15 protein-coding genes are annotated in these 16,548 nt (G+C 74.3%); 8 read left to right on the forward strand and 7 right to left on the reverse strand.

The features are described from left to right. Nucleotides 1-190: 190 nt before the first annotated feature. Together ACWGN5_RS16780 and ACWGN5_RS16785 are read left to right on the forward strand one after the other, a co-directional pair. Complete coding sequence (locus ACWGN5_RS16780; RefSeq protein ID WP_453515589.1) at nucleotides 191-1,921, forward strand: FG-GAP repeat domain-containing protein; 1,731 nt, start codon at nucleotides 191-193, stop codon at nucleotides 1,919-1,921. Between the two features lie 201 nt (nucleotides 1,922-2,122). Then, nucleotides 2,123-4,219 carry a restriction endonuclease gene (locus tag ACWGN5_RS16785; RefSeq protein WP_453515590.1) on the forward strand — a complete coding sequence of 699 codons (2,097 nt, stop codon included), beginning with the start codon at nucleotides 2,123-2,125 and terminating at the stop codon, nucleotides 4,217-4,219. Between the two features lie 49 nt (nucleotides 4,220-4,268). On the opposite strand, the gene ACWGN5_RS16790 is transcribed toward ACWGN5_RS16785, so the two are convergent. After that, nucleotides 4,269-5,657, reverse strand: a complete 1,389-nt coding sequence (locus ACWGN5_RS16790; protein WP_453515593.1) for an NAD(P)/FAD-dependent oxidoreductase — start codon at nucleotides 5,655-5,657, stop codon at nucleotides 4,269-4,271. 241 nt (nucleotides 5,658-5,898) lie between these two features. Here ACWGN5_RS16790 and ACWGN5_RS16795 point away from each other — a divergent pair, with 241 nt between their 5' ends. The 3 genes from ACWGN5_RS16795 to ACWGN5_RS16805 are packed head-to-tail and all read left to right on the forward strand — an operon-like array spanning nucleotide 5,899 to nucleotide 7,630. Then, the gene (locus ACWGN5_RS16795; RefSeq protein WP_453515595.1) at nucleotides 5,899-6,786 is read left to right on the forward strand and encodes an aminoglycoside phosphotransferase family protein; all 888 of its coding nucleotides are present in this window, start codon (nucleotides 5,899-5,901) and stop codon (nucleotides 6,784-6,786) included. A gap of 19 nt (nucleotides 6,787-6,805) precedes the next feature. Beyond that, nucleotides 6,806-7,285 carry an N-acetyltransferase family protein gene (locus tag ACWGN5_RS16800; protein WP_453515598.1) on the forward strand — a complete coding sequence of 160 codons (480 nt, stop codon included), beginning with the start codon at nucleotides 6,806-6,808 and terminating at the stop codon, nucleotides 7,283-7,285. A 9-nt stretch (nucleotides 7,286-7,294) separates the two neighbouring features. After that, nucleotides 7,295-7,630 carry a hypothetical protein gene (locus ACWGN5_RS16805; RefSeq protein ID WP_453515601.1) on the forward strand — a complete coding sequence of 112 codons (336 nt, stop codon included), beginning with the start codon at nucleotides 7,295-7,297 and terminating at the stop codon, nucleotides 7,628-7,630. 4 nt (nucleotides 7,631-7,634) lie between these two features. Here the strand turns inward: ACWGN5_RS16805 and ACWGN5_RS16810 are convergent, their stop codons facing one another. Beyond that, nucleotides 7,635-8,639, reverse strand: a complete 1,005-nt coding sequence (locus tag ACWGN5_RS16810; RefSeq protein WP_453515603.1) for a zinc-binding dehydrogenase — start codon at nucleotides 8,637-8,639, stop codon at nucleotides 7,635-7,637. Nucleotides 8,640-8,721: 82 nt separating this feature from the next. Then, nucleotides 8,722-9,909 carry an NAD(P)-binding protein gene (locus ACWGN5_RS16815; RefSeq protein WP_453515605.1) on the reverse strand — a complete coding sequence of 396 codons (1,188 nt, stop codon included), beginning with the start codon at nucleotides 9,907-9,909 and terminating at the stop codon, nucleotides 8,722-8,724. A 99-nt stretch (nucleotides 9,910-10,008) separates the two neighbouring features. On the opposite strand from ACWGN5_RS16815, the gene ACWGN5_RS16820 reads away from it, so the two are divergent. Beyond that, the gene (locus tag ACWGN5_RS16820) at nucleotides 10,009-10,683 is read left to right on the forward strand and encodes a pentapeptide repeat-containing protein (protein ID WP_453515608.1); all 675 of its coding nucleotides are present in this window, start codon (nucleotides 10,009-10,011) and stop codon (nucleotides 10,681-10,683) included. A gap of 291 nt (nucleotides 10,684-10,974) precedes the next feature. On the opposite strand, the gene ACWGN5_RS16825 is transcribed toward ACWGN5_RS16820, so the two are convergent. From ACWGN5_RS16825 to ACWGN5_RS16835, 3 genes are all read right to left on the reverse strand, one after another. Next, the gene (locus ACWGN5_RS16825) at nucleotides 10,975-11,475 is read right to left on the reverse strand and encodes a hypothetical protein (RefSeq protein ID WP_453515610.1); all 501 of its coding nucleotides are present in this window, start codon (nucleotides 11,473-11,475) and stop codon (nucleotides 10,975-10,977) included. Nucleotides 11,476-11,556: 81 nt separating this feature from the next. Continuing rightward, nucleotides 11,557-12,216: a response regulator gene (locus ACWGN5_RS16830; protein ID WP_453515612.1), complete on the reverse strand. Its 660-nt coding sequence runs from the start codon at nucleotides 12,214-12,216 to the stop codon at nucleotides 11,557-11,559. Beyond that, entirely contained in the window at nucleotides 12,213-13,388 is a 1,176-nt protein-coding gene (locus tag ACWGN5_RS16835; protein ID WP_453515615.1) for a sensor histidine kinase, read from the reverse strand. Before ACWGN5_RS16835 ends, ACWGN5_RS16830 begins: the two co-directional genes overlap by 4 nt. Nucleotides 13,389-13,520: 132 nt before the next feature. Between ACWGN5_RS16835 and ACWGN5_RS16840 the strand changes: the two genes are divergently transcribed. Together ACWGN5_RS16840 and ACWGN5_RS16845 are read left to right on the forward strand one after the other, a co-directional pair. Continuing rightward, entirely contained in the window at nucleotides 13,521-14,498 is a 978-nt protein-coding gene (locus ACWGN5_RS16840) for an ABC transporter ATP-binding protein (RefSeq protein WP_453515618.1), read from the forward strand. Beyond that, entirely contained in the window at nucleotides 14,498-15,307 is an 810-nt protein-coding gene (locus ACWGN5_RS16845) for an ABC transporter permease subunit (RefSeq protein ID WP_453515620.1), read from the forward strand. Before ACWGN5_RS16840 ends, ACWGN5_RS16845 begins: the two co-directional genes overlap by 1 nt. Before the next feature lie 6 nt (nucleotides 15,308-15,313). Here the strand turns inward: ACWGN5_RS16845 and ACWGN5_RS16850 are convergent, their stop codons facing one another. Further along, nucleotides 15,314-16,519, reverse strand: a complete 1,206-nt coding sequence (locus ACWGN5_RS16850; RefSeq protein ID WP_453515621.1) for an FAD-dependent monooxygenase — start codon at nucleotides 16,517-16,519, stop codon at nucleotides 15,314-15,316. Between the last annotated feature and the right edge of the window lie 29 nt (nucleotides 16,520-16,548).

Here is a 16,548-nt window from a genome sequence, read left to right on the forward strand (position 1 = left end):
CCCGCCGTGTCCGGGGCGGGTCCGGGGAAACCCGGATGCGGGAGGCCGGGGGGTCTGGGGTACGTTGCGCACGCGCCCAGGGGGGAGGGGTCTTTGCCTGGCGTAGCCGCGGGGGGTTGACGGCCGCCCGTGTGCGCTCCCGTGGTCTCCCGTGCCGTGCGGCACGGGAATGCACAGAGGAACTTCATTCGTGCGAAGAATCGTCGCTCTCGGGGGGACGGCCGCGCTCCTTGTGGCCGGTCTGGTGTCCGGGGCCGGTGCCGCGTCCGCCGCGGGACAGGACGTGGTCGACTTCGACTTCGAGAACCGGGTGCTGCAGCCCGGTGACGGCTGGACCGAGCTGTCCCCGAGCGGCCTCGGGGGCATCCCCGACGGCACCCTGGTCTACGCCCTGAGCAAGGCGCCGCTGACCGACCCGGCGTGGACGCAGGCGGGGCTGCCCAGCGGGCTGAGCCTGGAGCCGTCCACCTCCTGCACGGCCCGCGCGGGCGTCGTCGGCGTGTACACGTGCCCCGTCAACGAGGACAATCCGTTCCCCTCGCTGGACGTCTCGGCCGCCGCGTCGACCGCCGACGGCACCACGCTCCACTACGGAGCCGTCTACGCCCCGCGCGGCACGGACCTCGCGAAGGCCGTCAAGGACGCGCAGATCGTCGGCAGCCTGCCGGAGGACGGCACGCGCGCCGCCCGTACGGTGACGGCGAAGACGCTGGAGCACGTCGCCCAGAACACGCTGGCCCTGAACACCCCGGCCCTGCCGGCGGGCGCCACGGTCACCCACTCCGTCACCCTGCACGCGGTGGACGAGGGCAGGCTCGAGATCTACTTCCAGCCGGCCCCGGGCCTGCGGGACTGGGAGGACGGCGAGACCCAGGTCACGATCACCGGCCTGGCCGCCAGTTCGACGATCGCCGACTGCGACCACAGCGAGGGCATCGAGTTCGGCGGCGGCATCTACTGCGACATCGACCCCGGCACCTCCGGGCCCACCGACGTCACCATCTCGTACAGCCTCAAGGCCGGTGCCTCCGCGGCCGCGTGGAAGATCCAGTCCGATGCCGTCTACCAGGTCTACGACTTCGGGACCGGCAACCCCGAGAAGAGCTCCACGTTCCCGATCGTCAGCACCCGCCCGGTGCCGACGCACTACGCGATGCTCGCCCGGGACAAGAGCGGCAACCTGCTGTGGCACCGCGGCACCGGCAAGGCGGCGACCCCCTTCGTCGACTGGGCCGAGAACGTCGGCCGCGGCTGGGGCGTCTACAACGCCCTCGCCAAGCTCTCGCCGATCACCGTCCAGGCCACCGGCGGCGGCGTCGTCGGCCGGGACGCCGGCGGTGTCCTCTGGTACTACCGGACGACCGGCAACGACTACGAGCCGCTCTCCACGCGGACCAGGGTCGGCACCGGCTGGGGCGCCTACAACAACCTCACGGGCGCCGGCGACGTGACCGGTGACGGCCGCGCGGACCTGATCGCCCGTGACGGGTCGGGCGTGCTGTGGCTGTACAAGGCCACGGGCGTCACGAGCGCGCCGTTCGCGACCCGCGTCCGCATCGGCAGCGGCTGGGGCGCCTACAACCAGCTCACCGGCCAGGGCGACTTCAGCGGTGACGGCCGCGCGGACCTCATCGCCCGGGACACCACCGGCGCGCTGTGGCTCTACAAGGGCACCGGCAGCGCCACCGCCCCGTACGCCACCCGCGTCAAGGTCGGCAGCGGCTGGGGCGGTTACCCGCTCCTGACCGGTCCCGGCGACCTCACCGACGACGGCCGCTCCGACCTGGTCGCCCGCGACACCGCCGGAGTGTTCTGGCTGTACAAGGGCACGGGCACCGCGACGGCCCCGTTCGCCACCCGCATCAAGCTCGGCACGGGCTGGGGCGACACGGCGGGCTCCTCGTACAACTACCTGTTCTGACCGGTCCTTCCGGTCACCCCCTCGGGGCCCGTCCCGGCGCGTGTCGCCGGGACGGGCCCCGTCGGCTTGTCGCGGCCGCTCGGTGCGGGTCCGGCTTCTCGGCTCGCTTTCGGTCTCTCCGTGCACAGGAGTTACCCGGTCCGGGACACTTGTGCGCACGGGGGGCGTACAGGTGATCGGGGTCGTGGGGAGGGTGCGCGGATGAGTCGGCGTTCCGGTGGGCTGATCGGGGTGTGGGCCGAGCAGCAGCGGGTGGCGCAGAGGCAGCGGGAGGGCCAGCACCAGGCGGTGCTGCGGCAGCAGCGGGACGCCGAGCGGGCGCAGCGGGCGTACGAGCGGGACGTCGCGCGGATGCAGCGGGAGCAGCGGGCCGCCTATCGGCAGCAGCGGGACGCCGACGCGCTGCGGCGGACCCAGGAGCTCGACCAGCGGGTCGCCCTCCTGGAGTCGCTGCTCGCGGTGGGCTGTCGGGCTCCCGCGTTCGGCGTGGAGTCGCTGCGGCGGGAGGAGGACGTCGAGCCGTTCTCCCCCGGCCCGTTGGGGGAGCCCGTCGCCCTGCCGGATCAGCGGTTCTACCAGCCGCAGGGGGCCTGGACGGCGTCCGGGCGTGCCCAGGCCGAGCGGGACGCGCGGGCCCGGTTCGAGCACGACTGGTACGCGGCGCAGGCGGCCGAGGCGCGGCGGGTCGAGCAACTGGCGGCGTACCGGCGCGCGTACGACGAGTGGGCGGCCGGCCGCCGGGCCGAGATACGCGCCCACAACAGCGGCATCGACGGGACGGTCGCGGCCCTGCGGGACGGGGAGGCCGGCACCGTCGTCGAGTACTTCACCGCCGTGCTGTTCGCGTCGACCGCCTGGCCCGAGGGCTTCCCCCGTGAGGTGTCCGCCGCCTACGACCGGGCGGGGCGGGGGCTCGTGCTCGACTGGGACCTGCCCGGGTACGAGGTCGTTCCCGAGGCCAAGGGCGTCAAGTACCTGCCGAGCACCGACCAGGACAAGGAGGTCCCGCGGCCGGTGACGCAGCGGCGGGCGCTGTACCGGGACGTCCTTGCGCAGAGCGTGCTCCTCGCCGTACGGGAGCTGTTCGCCGCCGACCGGTTCGGGGCGCTGGGCAGGGTGGCGCTGAACGGGTACGTCGGCGGGGTCGACCCCGCCACCGGGCTCGCCTCGCGGGTGTGCGTGGCCTCGGTCGTCGTGGAGCGGCCGGTGTTCGACCGGCTGAACCTGGAGCTCGTGGGGGCCGTCGAGTGTCTGACCGGGGCCCTGGGCGGGCGGCTCTCGGCCAAGCCGGAGGAGCGGGTGGCGGTGGCGCCGCTGCTGGCGCCCGACCAGGTGGGCTCCGACGTGGTGGTGCAGGGGGACGGCGAGGAGCCCGATCTGCTGACCATGGATCCGATCGCCTTCGAGGGGCTCGTGGCCGAGCTGTTCCGGGCGCGGGGGCTCCAGGCGGTGACCACCGAGCGGTCGGGTGACGGAGGGGTCGACGTGAAGGCGCTCGATCCCGATCCGATCAGCGGCGGGTCGATCGTGGTGCAGGTGAAGCGGTACCGGAACACGGTGCCGCCGTCCGCCGTACGGGATCTGTTCGGGACCGTGCAGGACGCCGGGGCCAACAAGGGGGTCCTGGTGACCACCTCGAAGTTCGGGCCCGGCTCGTACACCTTCGCCAACGGGAAGCCGCTGACGCTGATCCCGGGGACCGAGCTGGTGGACCTGCTGCACCAGCACGGGTTGCGGGGCCGCCTGGGCGGGCCCGCGCCTGCGGCGCCTCCCGTGTCCGCGCCGCCCGTGTCCGCGCCCGCCGAGGCCGCCGACGACTTCAACCTGCTCGGGATGGTGTGGTCGGGCTCCGCCGCCCTCGACGTCTGCGCGCTGGTCTGCGCCGGCAACCGGGTCCTGGGCGACGAGTGGTTCGTCTTCTTCAACAACCCCGCGACGCCCGACGGTTCGGTCGCCATGGTGGCGGCCGCGCCCGGTGACCGCGCGGCCGTGCGGGTCGGCTTCGACGCGCTGCCCGCGCGGGCGGACCGGCTGGTCCTGGTGGCGGCCGTGGACCCGGAGGTGAACCCCGACGCGGACCTGGGCGGGTTCACGGAGGCGGGGATCCGGCTGCGGGACGACGCGGGCGCCGAGCTCGACCGGCTTGAGGTGTCCGACGGGCGGCCGGGGGAGACCGCGCTCGTCCTCGGGTCGTTCCGCCGACGGGCCGGAGGCGACTGGGACTTCGTCCTCGGGGGGAAGGGGTACCGGGGCGGGTTGGAGGAGCTCGTGGGGGACTTCGGCATCGAGGTGGAGTAGCCCCGCCGGGGGTGAGGGCGTGCGCGGGCGCGCCCTCACCCCCGGCTGCTCAGCGGCCGCTGAGGCGGTTCGCGAGGACGGCCACGCGGTCCGTCTCCGCCGTGTGGGTGGTGGCCTCGCGGCGGTCGGCGCCCCGGATGGCGGCGTACATGGTCTGGACGCCGAGCCAGCGCAGCGGCTCCGGCTCCCACTTGCGGACCTTGTGGTTGACCCAGGGGAGGGCCGTGAGGTCGGTCGTGCCCGACTGGCCGGAGTCCTCCTTGATCAGGTCGCGGAGGGTCCGGGCGGCGAGGTTGGCGGTGGCGACGCCGGAGCCGACGTAGCCGCCGGCCCAGCCGAGGCCGGTGGAGCGGTCGAGGGTGACGGTGGCGCACCAGTCGCGCGGGACGCCGAGGACGCCGGACCAGGCGTGGTCCACCCGTACGCCCGCCAGCTGCGGGAAGAAGCGGACCAGGATCTCGCGGAGGGCCTCGATGGTCTGCGGCTGGGTGCGGCCGTCGTTGTCGGTCTTCGAGCCGAAGCGGTACGGGACGCCCCGGCCGCCCAGCGCGATGCGGCCGTCGGCGGTGCGCTGGGCGTACATGTAGGCGTGGGCCATGTCGCCGAGGGTCTCGCGGCCGTCCCAGCCGATCGACTCCCACTGGGCGTCGCTGAGCGGCTCGGTGGCGATCATCGAGGAGTTCATGGGGAGCCAGGTCCGGCGCTGGCCGGCGAGGGAGGCGGTGAAGCCCTCGGTGCAGCGCAGGACGTACGGGGCGCGGACCGTGCCGTACGGGGTGATCGCGTGCTTCGGCCTGATCTCCGTGACGGGCGTCGACTCGTGGATCGTGACGCCGAGCGCCTCGACGGCCGCGGCGAGGCCCTTGACCAGCTTGACCGGGTGCAGGCGGGCGCCGTGCGGGGTCCAGGAGGAGCCGACGGCCCCGGCGACGCGGATGCGGTCCGCCGTCTCCCGGGCGCCGTACAGCGCGCGGTCCGTCTCGCCGAAGGCGAGCTCGGCGGCGTGGAAGGCCTTGAGGCGGGCGAGCTGGGCGGGGGAGAGGGCCACCTCCAGGACGCCGCCGCGGTGCTGGTCGGCGTCGATCTTCTCGGTCTCGCAGACGTCGAGGACCTCGGTCACGGTGGCGTTCATGGCCTGCTGGAGGCGGACGGCGGCCTCGTGGCCGTGCAGCTTGGCGTAGCGGTCGCGGCCGGCGATGCCGTTGTAGAGCCAGCCGCCGTTGCGCCCGGAGGCGCCGTAGCCGCAGAACTTGGCTTCGAGGACGGTGATGTTGAGGAAGGGGACGGCCTTCTTCAGGTAGTAGGCGGTCCACAGTCCCGTGTAGCCGCCGCCGACGATGCAGACATCGGCGGTGGAGTCGCCGGGGAGCGGTTCGCGGGGCGCGGGGGCGCCCTCCTGCGCGTACCAGAACGATATTCCGCCGTTGACCGTGCTCATGTGTATCCCTCTTCCGGATGCGTGCCGGGAGGTTACCGGGGCGGGACCATGGCCGCACGGCCGTTGTGGGCATGCGTTCCTCCCCCAGACTTCGTCCGGGAGGTACCCCCAGGGCGGAACGCGGAGGCGCCGCTGAGGGCGCCGTCCCGTGTGCCCACCCGTCCCGCCCCAGCGGGACGATTGCCCACACGGGCGGGGAATTTCGGAGGCGCTGCGGGACGCCGGTGTCTAGGGTCGTGGGGTGATTCACGTACCCGAGGAGCTCGTCGCGTCGCAGGTGAAGTACAACGGGGAGGCCGGGCGGGAGTTCGTCGCCGGACTGCCCGAGCGGGCCGAGGAGTTCCTCGGGCGGTGGGGGCTGCGGGTCACCGGGCCCTCCATGCACGGCGTGGCCTCGCTCGTGCTGCCCGTGGAGCGGGTCGCCGACGGTGCCCCCGCCGCGCTGAAGATGCAGCTTCTGGACGACGAGAGCGAGGGGGAGCCCGTCGGTCTGCGGGTCTGGGACGGGGGCGGCGTCGTGCGGCTGCTCGACCACGACGCCGCGACCGGGACGATGCTCCTCGAACGGCTCGACGAGGCCCGGCCGTTGTCCTCGGTCGAGGACACCCGTGAGGCGCTCGGGATCGTCGCGGGCCTGCTCGCCCGGCTCGTCGCCGTCCCCGCCCCCGAGGGGCTCCGCACGCTCGGGGACATCGCGGCCGGGATGCTCGCCGACGTGCCCGGGGCCGTGGCGCGGCTCGGCGCGGACGACGCCGCCGTGCTGCGGGACTGCGCGGCGGCCGTACGGGACGTGGCCGGCGAGCCGGGGGACCGGCTGCTCCACTGGGACCTGCACTTCGGGAACGTCCTGGCGGCCGAGCGGGAACCCTGGCTGGCGATCGACCCCAAGCCGCTGGCCGGCGACCCCGGCTTCGACCTGCTCCCGGCGCTCATGGACCGCTTCGACCCGGACGAGGCGCTGTGGCGGTTCGACCTGCTCGCCGAGGTCGTCGGGGACCGGCGGCGGGCGACCGCGTGGACGCTGGGCCGGGTCCTGCAGAACGGCCTGTGGGACGTCGAGGACGGCGAACCCCGCCTCGACCCCGAGCAGGTCGCCCTCGCGCGGATCCTGCTGGCCAGGAGGGCCTGAGCCGAGGCAGGGTGGGGCCATGATCCGTACCGCCGCACCCGCCGACGTCCCCGTCATCCACGCCCTGATCCGCGACCTCGCCGCGTACGAGAAGGCCCTCGACGAGGTCCGCGCGACCCCCGAGCAGCTCCACGAGGCCCTGTTCGGCGAGCGGCCCGCCGCCTTCGCGCACATCGCCGAGACGGAGACGGGCGAGCCGGTCGGCTTCGCGCTCTGGTTCCTCAACTTCTCCACCTGGCGCGGTGTCCACGGCATCTACCTGGAGGACCTGTACGTCCGCCCGGAGGCCCGCGGCGGCGGCCACGGCAAGGCGCTGCTGCGCGAACTGGCCCGCATCTGCGTCGAGCGCGGCTACGAGCGCCTGGAGTGGTCGGTCCTCGACTGGAACCAGCCCTCGATCGACTTCTACGAGTCCCTGGGCGCCCGCCCGCAGGACGACTGGTCCGTGTACCGGCTGACGGACGGGGCCCTGGCCGAGCTCGGCGGGGCGACGGTGTAGGAAGGGTGCATGGATACGGACATTGAGCAGCGGTTCCAGCGGATCACCGCCTTCATCGAGGCGCGGCTGACCCCGCTCTTCGACCCCGCCAACGGGAGCGACCACGGCTTCGGCATGGACGACACGTCACGTGCGCTGCGCGCCCTGCGCTACACCGTGCAGGCCGCGTCGCAGGTGAACGGACTCGTGGAGAAGCGGGAGACGGCGCCGGAACTGCGGCAGGTCGTCGACCAGGCGCTTGAGCACAACTGGGACGTGCTGCGCTCCATCGCCCGGATGTGGGAGGACCACCCCGACTTCACGAAGGAGTTCAAGGCGCACTCCTGGGACGTCCTCGGGGTCTGACCCCCTACGGGACCAGCACCACCTTGCCCGTCGTGCCCCGGTTCTCCAGGGCACGGTGGGCCTCCGCCGCCTGCGCGAGCGGGAAGCGGTGGACCGCGGGGCGCAGCGTCCCGGTGGACGCGGCGTCCAGGGCGGCGAGTTCGAGCGTACGGATGTCGCCGCCCGCCTTCTGGATCATGACGGGGCCGAGGACGGACTCCGAGGTGATGCCGCGCTCGGCGAGCTCCTCGGGGCTGAAGGTGAGCGGTTCGCCGTCGTGGAGTCCGGCGCCGGACCAGCCGAAGACGAGGTGCTGTCCGCCCTTGCCGAGCAGGTCGACGGCGGCGCGCCCGGTGTCGCCGCCGACCGAGTCGAAGACGACCGTGGCCTCCTTGCCGACGGAGTCGAGGTACGCGCGGACCTTCTCCGGCCAGTCGGGCCGCTTGTAGTCGACGGCCAGGTCCGCGCCGTTCGCCTCGACGAGCGCGGTCTTCGCGGGGCCGCCGGCGAGGCCGACGACGGTCGCGCCGGCGTTCTTCGCGTACTGGACGAGCAGGGTGCCGATGCCGCCGGCGGCGGCCGGGACGATCGCGACCGAGTCGGGGCCGAGTTCGGTGAAGCCCAGGATGCCGAGGGTCGTGCGGCCGGTGCCGATCATGGCGACGGCCTCCGCCTCGCCGAGGTGGTCGGGCAGGGCGTGCAGCCGGGCGGCGTCGGTGACGGCGAGTTCGGCGTAGCCGCCGGGGTTCATGCCGAGGTGGGCGACGACCCGCTTGCCGAGCCAGACCGGGTCGGTGCCCTCGCCGAGGGCGTCGACGGTGCCGGCGACCTCGCGGCCGGGGATCGTGGGGAGCGCGGTGGGCGCGGGGAAGGGGCCCGTGGCGCCCTCGCGGAGGGCCGTGTCGAGGAGGTGCACGCCGGCCGCCGCGACCCGGACCCGGACCTGGCCGGGGCCGGGCACCGGGTCGGACGTCTCCTCGTAGGTGAGGTTCTCGGCGGGGCCGAAGGCGTGGAGGCGGATGGCGTGCATGACGGTTCCCCTGTCGTCGTACGGGTGGACTGCTCCACCCTCCGACCTCAAGCGCGCTTGAGGTCAAGGCCGTGCCTGAGCCTCAAGCGTGCCTGAGGTCGAGGCCGTGGTGGTGGTGGCGGTCCACGAGGTCCGCGCGCAGGGCGAGCGACACCGCCTCGACCGCGCTCGTGAACGACACCTCCGACAGCACGCCCGGCGCCGCCACCTGATCGCCCACCAGGTACACCCCGTCGCCCCGGTCGACGGCCGGCCGGTCGCGCCAGGTCGTGCCCGGGCGGTCCACCGCACCCGTACGGCCCTGGGAGACGGACTCCCGCCGCCACACCGTCCGCTCGCGCCAGCCCGGGAAACCGAGGTCGAGCAGCCGCTCGCCGTGCGCGACGCCGTCCGCCTTCGACGCCTCGGGCCCGATCGGCAACTGCGCCTGGATCAGCTGCTGCCCGGCCGGCGCCAGCGAGGCGTCCTGTGCCGTGAACCGCTCGATCCAGCCGGGCGCGTCCAGGTCGGAGACCACGAACGGATCGCCCTTCCGGGTCCGCAGCGCCAGGTCGAACAGGACCGTACGACCGCTCTCCCAGGTCAGCGACGGGTCGCCGAGGAGCCGGGCCGCGGCGGGCAGGGCGGTCGCGACGATCACGGGCCCGCCGCCGACCGGCAGGGCGTCGACCCGGGACGAGGTCTCGATCCGTACGCCGAGCTCACGCGCGCGCGTGGCCATCCGCTCGATCAGCTCGCCCCAGCCGCCCCGGACATAGTGCGCCTCCGGCGGCAGGGCCGCGGCCCGGTGCAGCCGTTCCTGCACGAAACGCGCCGACAGGGAGCCCGGGTCGTGGTGGAAGAGCGCGACCCCGCTGTACGCGGCGGCCACGCGCGCGGTGCGCTCGCCCGCGAGACCGGTGACCCAGGTGCGGAAGTCGAGGTCGACGGGGGCCTGTTCGGGGTTGCGGCGGGCCTGACGGAACAGGGCGAGCGGCGGGATGCGGCGCACGGCGCCGTCGACGTGCACGCGGAAGCGGACGGCCTCGGCCGGCGGCAGCGCGGCCAGGGGGCCGATGAGGCCGCGCTGCTTGAGCCAGGTCCAGTGGGGGCCGCCGTTGTAGAGCGCGTGCGGGCCCTCGTTGGTCAGGTACGGGCCGCCGGCCGTACGGCCCCGGCCGCCGAGCGTCCGGTGCGCCTCGTGCAGGGTCACCTCGGTGCCGGCCTCGGCGGCCGTGATGGCGGCGGTCAGTCCGGCGAAACCGCCGCCGATGATCGTGAGCTTCCGCATGTCCGTCTCCTTCGTGAAGGTCTCGTACGGGGGACGGTGGGCGGGGCCGCGGATGTGACATCGGGGGCGTTGTCAGTGGCGTACCTCACGATGGGGTGCATGGCGACGACCGGGAACCGGAAGAAGAAGGTGGCGGGGGCACGACGGCCGGAGGTGCGGCTGCCTCCCCTGGAGGCGTACGGGGGCGGGCTCGCACCGGACGGGGACTACGACGGCCTCGAACTGGCCGGGCTCGACCTGACCGGCCAGTCGGGCGAAGGGGCCCGGTTCCTGGACTGCGCGCTGCGCGACTGCGGGCTCGACGGGGCGCGGCTCACGGCGGCGCGGTTCCTCGACTCGGTGCTCACGGGGGTACGGGGAGTGGGCACCGAGCTCGCGGGGGCGCAGCTGCGGGACGTCGAGCTCGTGGAAGCGCGGCTCGGCGGGACGCAGCTGCACGGGGCGGTCCTGGAGAGGGTCGTCGTCCGGGGCGGCAAGATCGACTATCTGAACCTGCGGGCGGCGAAGCTGAAGGACGTCGTCTTCGAGGGCTGCGTCCTGAGCGAACCGGACTTCGGGGGCGCGGTGCTGGAGCGGGTCGAGTTCGTGGACTGCGCGCTGACGGGGGCGGACTTCTCGGGGGCGCGCCTCAAGGACGTCGACCTGCGGGGCGCGCAGCGGCTTGAGATCGCGGGGGGTGTGGACTCGCTGTCCGGCGCGGTGATCTCCACGGCCCAGCTCCTGGACTTGGCGCCGGTGCTGGCGGCGCGGCTGGGGGTACGGGTGGAGGACTGAGGGGCGATGCGCTGCGGGCGGGTCGGCGCGCCTGCTGGGCGGTGCCCCCGCGCCCGTGTGGGGCCTGGGCCCGCTGCCGTGTGGGCAATCGTCCCGCAGGGCGGGACGGGTGGGCACACGGGACGGCGCCCTTTCGCGGCGCCTCCGCGTTCCGCGCCTGGACCCGCACCACGACGGCGCCGTCACCAGGGTGCGGGTTCAGGCGCGGGAGCCTCGGGCGCCGGCATGGCGCGGGTCCGTTGTGCCCACCCGTTCCGCCCCTTGCGGAACGCCTGCCCACAACGGGGGGGTCTACGGGAGGCGGGGGAAGCGGGACTGGAGGGTCCAGATCGTGGGGTTGTCGGCCAGACCCTCGTGCATGTCCGTGAGGTCCGCGATCAGATCGTGCAGAAAGTCCCGCGCCTCCCGCCGCAACTCCGCATGGTTGAACGTCACCGGCGGCTCCTCCCCCGGCATCCAGTCCGCCTCGACGTCCACCCACCCGAAGCGTCGCTCGAAGAGCATCCGGTCCGTGGACTCGGTGAAGTCGAGCTCCGCGTACTGCGGCTGCGCCGCCCGGCTGCCCCGCGGGTCCTGGTCCAGCTGCTCGACGATGTCGCACAGCGCCCAGGCGAAGTCGAGGACCGGCACCCATCCCCAGGCTGTGGACACCTCGCGGTCCGCCTCGGTGTCGGCGAGGTACACGTCCCCGCAGAACAGGTCGTGGCGCAGCGCGTGGACGTCCGCGCGCCGGTAGTCGGTCTGCGGGGGGTCGGGGAAGCGACGCGAGAGGGAGTAGCCGATGTCGAGCACGGGTCCGATGGTGTCACGGCGCCGGACCGCTCCCGTACGCGAGCGGCACCGGGCCCGCCCGTCCCGTACGCGAGAGTGCCGTCACGGCACGAGCCCCGCCTCGTACGCCACGATCACCAGCTGCACCCTGTCCCGTGCGTCCAGCTTCGAGAAGAGGCGGGCCACGTGTGCCTTCGAGGTCGCCGCGCTGATGTGGAGCCGTGCCGCGATCTCGCCGTTCGACAGGCCCCGGCCGACGAGGGTGAGGACCTCCCGTTCGCGCTCGGTGACGCCGTCGAGCCCGCGCGGCGAAAGGCGCGCGGGCTCCGGCCGGGCCGCGAACTCCTCGATCAGCCGGCGCGTCACGCCCGGGGCGATCAGGGCGTCACCGGCGGCCACCACCCGGATCGCGGCGAGGATGTCGTCGAGGGCCATGTCCTTCACCAGGAAGCCGCTCGCGCCGGAGCGCAGCGCCCCGTACACGTATTCGTCGTCGTCGAAGGTCGTGAGGACGAGGACCCGCGGCGCGCCGGGGCCCGCGCCCGTGACGATACGGGTGGCCTCGATGCCGTCCATGCCGGGCATCCGGACGTCCATCACCACCACGTCGGGCCCCAGCTCCCGGGCCAGGGCGACCGCCTCCGTGCCGGTGCCCGCCTCGCCGACGGCCTCGATGTCGGGGGTGTCGGCCATCAGGACGCGCAGCCCGGCCCGTACCAGCGGCTGGTCGTCGACGAGGAGGACGCGGATCGGACTGTTCACGAGGTCGGGGTTCCTTCCGGGAGCGGCAGCAGTGCCGTGACGTGGAAGCCGCCTCCGGGGCGCGGCCCCGCCGTGAGGCTGCCGCCGAGGAGTTCGGCGCGTTCGCGCATCCCGACCAGGCCGTACCCGCCCGCGCCCGCCTCCCCGCCGGGCGCGCCGCGGCCCTCGTCGGCGATCTCGACGAGCAGGGTGTCCGTGCGCCGCTCGACCGTCACCCGGCAGGTGGGGGTGGCCGCGTGGCGGACGACGTTGGTGAGGGACTCCTGCACGATCCGGTACGCGGCGAGGTCGACCTCCGGCGGGAGCGTGCCGTCCGGGTTGCCGAGGCGCCGCACTGCGACCCGTACCCCCGCGTCCGCCGTCGACGCGGCCAGCCGTTCCAGGTCGGCGAGGCCCGGCGCCGGGTCGCGCGGGGCCGGGCGGCCGTCGCCGTCGGCGCCCCGCAGCGCGCCCAGGGTGCGGCGCAGACCGGCGAGGGTCTCCCGGCTGGTGGTCTCGATGGTGGCGAGCGCGTTGCGGGCCTCGGCGGGCTGGGTGTCGATGACCCGGCGGCCGACGCCCGCCTGGATGGCGATGACGCCGATGCTGTGCGCGACGACGTCGTGCAGCTCGCGGGCGATCCGCAGCCGTTCGGCGGCGACGGCCTCGGCGGCGGTCGCGGCACGCAACTCCGCCGCGTGGCCGCGCCGTTCGCGTACGGACCGGCCGAGGAGCCCGGCGGTGAGCAGGGCGAGCGCGAGGGCCGTGACCGTGCTGACGAACACGTCCTGTCCGGAGGTCGTGTACGTCGCGGCCCCGATCTGCACGGCGAGCGTGCCGAGGGCCGCGGGCAGCAGGACCCGGAGCGGGCGGGCGGCGGCGATCCGGCCCACGACGGCGTCGGCGGCGAGCAGCGGGAGGTAGAGGAGTACGGCGTCGGGGCGGGTGGTCGCCGCCGCGAGCAGTCCCGCGAGCAGCAGTCCGAGGGCGGCGAGCGGGTTGCGGCGCGCCAGGGGCAGGGTGAGGCCCACGACGACGGCGGTGAGGAAGAGCCGCAGTTCGGTGGAGCGGTACGGGCCGGTCCGTACGGCGGTCAGGAGCAGGAAGGGATGCGCGACGGCCGCGCCCCAGGCGAGGGCCGCCGGCACCCGTCCGCTCGACGGGCGGTCGGTCGGGGTGGCGGTGGCGGTCATGATCGTGATCGTAGGCGCGGGCGCCCGCCGCCACATCGGCCCGCGGGCCTACGCCCCCGGGCCACCCCGGGGCCCCGCTTGTGGCCGCCGAGCCGATGTGCCGGGGGGTGCGGGCCCGCGACCGTGGGCCGCATGATCGACGTCCACGAACTGACCAAGCACTACGGCCGCGGGGTCCGCCCGGCCGCCCCCCGCCCCGCCGTCGACCGCCTCACCTTCGCCGTGAGGCCCGGCCGGGTCACCGGATTCCTCGGGCCGAACGGCGCCGGGAAGTCGACGACCCTGCGGCTGATCCTGGGCCTCAACGAGCCGACCTCGGGGACCGCCACCGTCGGCGGGCGGCGGTTCCGGGAGTTGCCGCGCGGGCTGCGGCACGTCGGCGCGCTGCTCGACGCGCACGACGTGCACGGCGGCCGGACCGCCGAGGCCCACCTCGCCGCGCTCGCCCGCACCAACGGCATCCCGCGCCGCCGGGCCGTCGAGGTCCTGGAGGAGGTGGGCCTCGGGGACGCGGGACGACGGCGGATCGGCGGCTACTCGCTCGGCATGCGGCAGCGCCTCGGCATGGCCGCCGCGCTGCTCGGCGACCCTCCCGTGCTGCTCTTCGACGAGCCGGTCAACGGTCTCGACCCGGAGGGCGTGCGGTGGGCCCGGGGGCTGTTCCGGCGGCTCGCCGCCGAGGGCCGCACGGTGTTCGTCTCCAGCCATCTGATGAGCGAGATGGAGCACACCGCCGACGACCTCGTCGTCATCGGCCGCGGCCGGCTCATCGCCGCCGAGAGCGTGGCCGACTTCGCCGCGCGCGGCACCCGCCGGAGCGTGACCGTACGGCCCGCCGACCCGGCCGCCGCCCCGGACCTCGCCGCCGCCCTGCGGGCCGAGGGCGCCACCGTACGGACGGACGCCGGGGACGCCACCGTACGAACGGAGACCGAGGACGCGACCGTACGCAGGGAAGGAGGCGGACTCGCCGTGACCGGGATCGACGCGGACCGGATCGGTCTCCTCGCCTTCCGCCACGGCGTTCCGCTCGCCGAGCTCACCCCGCGGGCCTCCTCCCTCGAAGAGGCGTTCATGGAGCTCACCGCCGACAGTGTGGAGTACCGCTGATGCCCGCCGCCGCCCGTTTCCGTGACCTCCTCGCCGCCGAGTGGATCAAGCTGTGGTCCCTGCGCTCCACCCCGTGGGCCTTCGCCGTCGGCGCGGTCGCCGCCCTCGGCGTCAACCTCAACGCGACCCTCGCCGACCACCGCAACTACCCGAACTACCCGGACGGCATCAAGGAGCTCTTCGTGCCGATCTGGGCGATGCGGGACGCGTTCACGCTCGGCGGGGCCATGGTGTTCATCCTCGCGACCGGCTCCATCGGCGCGCTGATGATCGTCGGCGAGTACGGCACCGGGCAGATCCGTACGACCTTCGCGGCCGTCCCGGCCCGCCGCGCCCTCGTCGCCGCGAAGACGCTCGTCCTCGCCGCCGTGATGCTGGTGTACGGGGCGCTGGTCGCCGGAGTCTCGTTCGCCGCGACGCAGGCCGTGCTCGACGGCCGGGGCGTCGGCATGGGGTTCGGCGACGAGGGCGTGCTCCGGGCCGTCGCCGCGTCGGCGCTCCTCGCGCCGGTGTGCGCGCTCGCCGGCTTCGGCCTGGGGGCGCTGCTCCGGCACACCGCGACGACGATCGTCTCCCTCACCGGGCTGCTGCTCCTGTTGCCGGCGCTGATGGACGAGCGCAACCGCTGGGGCGCGACCTTGCTGCACGCGCTGCCGCAGGGCGCGTGGAAGCGGCTCACGGAGGTGGGGGTGTCGCCGGTGCCGGTGGACTACCCGTGGACCGCGGGCGGGGCGTGGACGGTGTACGGGGCCTGGGCGGTGGGCGCCGTGGCGGTGGCCCTGGTCTCGGTCCACCGCCGGGACGTCTAGAAGGCGTCAGCGGCGGCCGTGCACCGCCCGCGCCACCCGCGGCCCGAGCCAGCGCTTGAGCCGCCGCAGGGCCTCCAGCTGCCCGGCGGCCCGGTCGATCCGGTAGTACAGCTGCGGCGGGACGTGCGGCAGCAGCGGCGAGTGGCGCTGGCCGAGCAGCGCGAACATCTTGGCCGGCTCCAGGCTCATGTAGCGCGGCAGGTTCTCGTACCACTGGGCGCTGTAGCGGGCGGCGCTCTGCGCGGAGACGAGCTCGGCGCGCCGCCGCTTCCCGTACGCGGTGAGCGCGGCGTCCAGGTCGCCGGGGGCGCGCAGGGCGTCCGCGAGGGCGAGCGCGTCCTCCAGGGCCAGGGTGGTGCCCGCGCCGATCGAGTAGTGCGTGGTGTGGGCGGCGTCGCCGAGGAGGACGAGCTTGCCGCGGTGCCAGACCCGGTTGGTGAGGGTGCGGAAGGTCAGCCACTGGGCGGCGTCGTCGGCGCGGTCGCGGCCGATCAGCTCGTGCCCGTCGAGGAGGTCGTGGAAGAGCTTCTCCAGGAGGTTCAGGCTGTCGGCCTCGCCGAGGGTGTCGAGGCCGAGGCCGGTCCAGGTCTCGGGGGAGCACTCGACGACACAGGTGGAGCGCTCGCCGCTGAACCCGTAGGCGTAGCACCAGATCCAGCCGTGCTCGGTCTCCTTGAAGGCGAAGCTGAAGGAGTCGAAGACCTTGGTGGTGCCTAGCCAGATGTACTGGTTGCGGCCGCTGGTGACCTCGCTGCCGAAGTGGCCGGCGTGCGCCTCGCGGAGCACGCTGTTGACGCCGTCGGCGGCGACGACCAGGTCCGCGCCGGCCAGTTCGGGCGCGTCGGGCCCCGGGATGTCGTGCTCGAACTCGACCCGTACGCCCAGCTCCTCGGCCCGGTCGGCGAGCAGCGCGAGCATCCGCCGCCGTCCGATGCCGAAGCCGGCGTCGCCGCGGTGGACGGTCCGCTCGTCGCGGACGATGGCGACCCCGTCGGTCCAGGTCACGGAGGCCTCGGCGACCGCCGCCGCGGACTCCGGGTCGCCCGCGCGCAGCTTGTCGAGCAGCCCCGCCCAGTACGTCACGCCCCAGCCGTACGTGGAGCCCTCGGGATTCCGCTCGTACACGGCGATGTCGTGGGACGGATCCTGCCGCTTCAGCAGGATCGAAAGGTAGAGGCCGGCGGGGCCACCGCCGACGATCGCGAGCTTCACGTGCGCTCCCACTGAGACATGACACCGTG

The organism is Streptomyces sp. NPDC055815, from assembly GCF_053616475.1.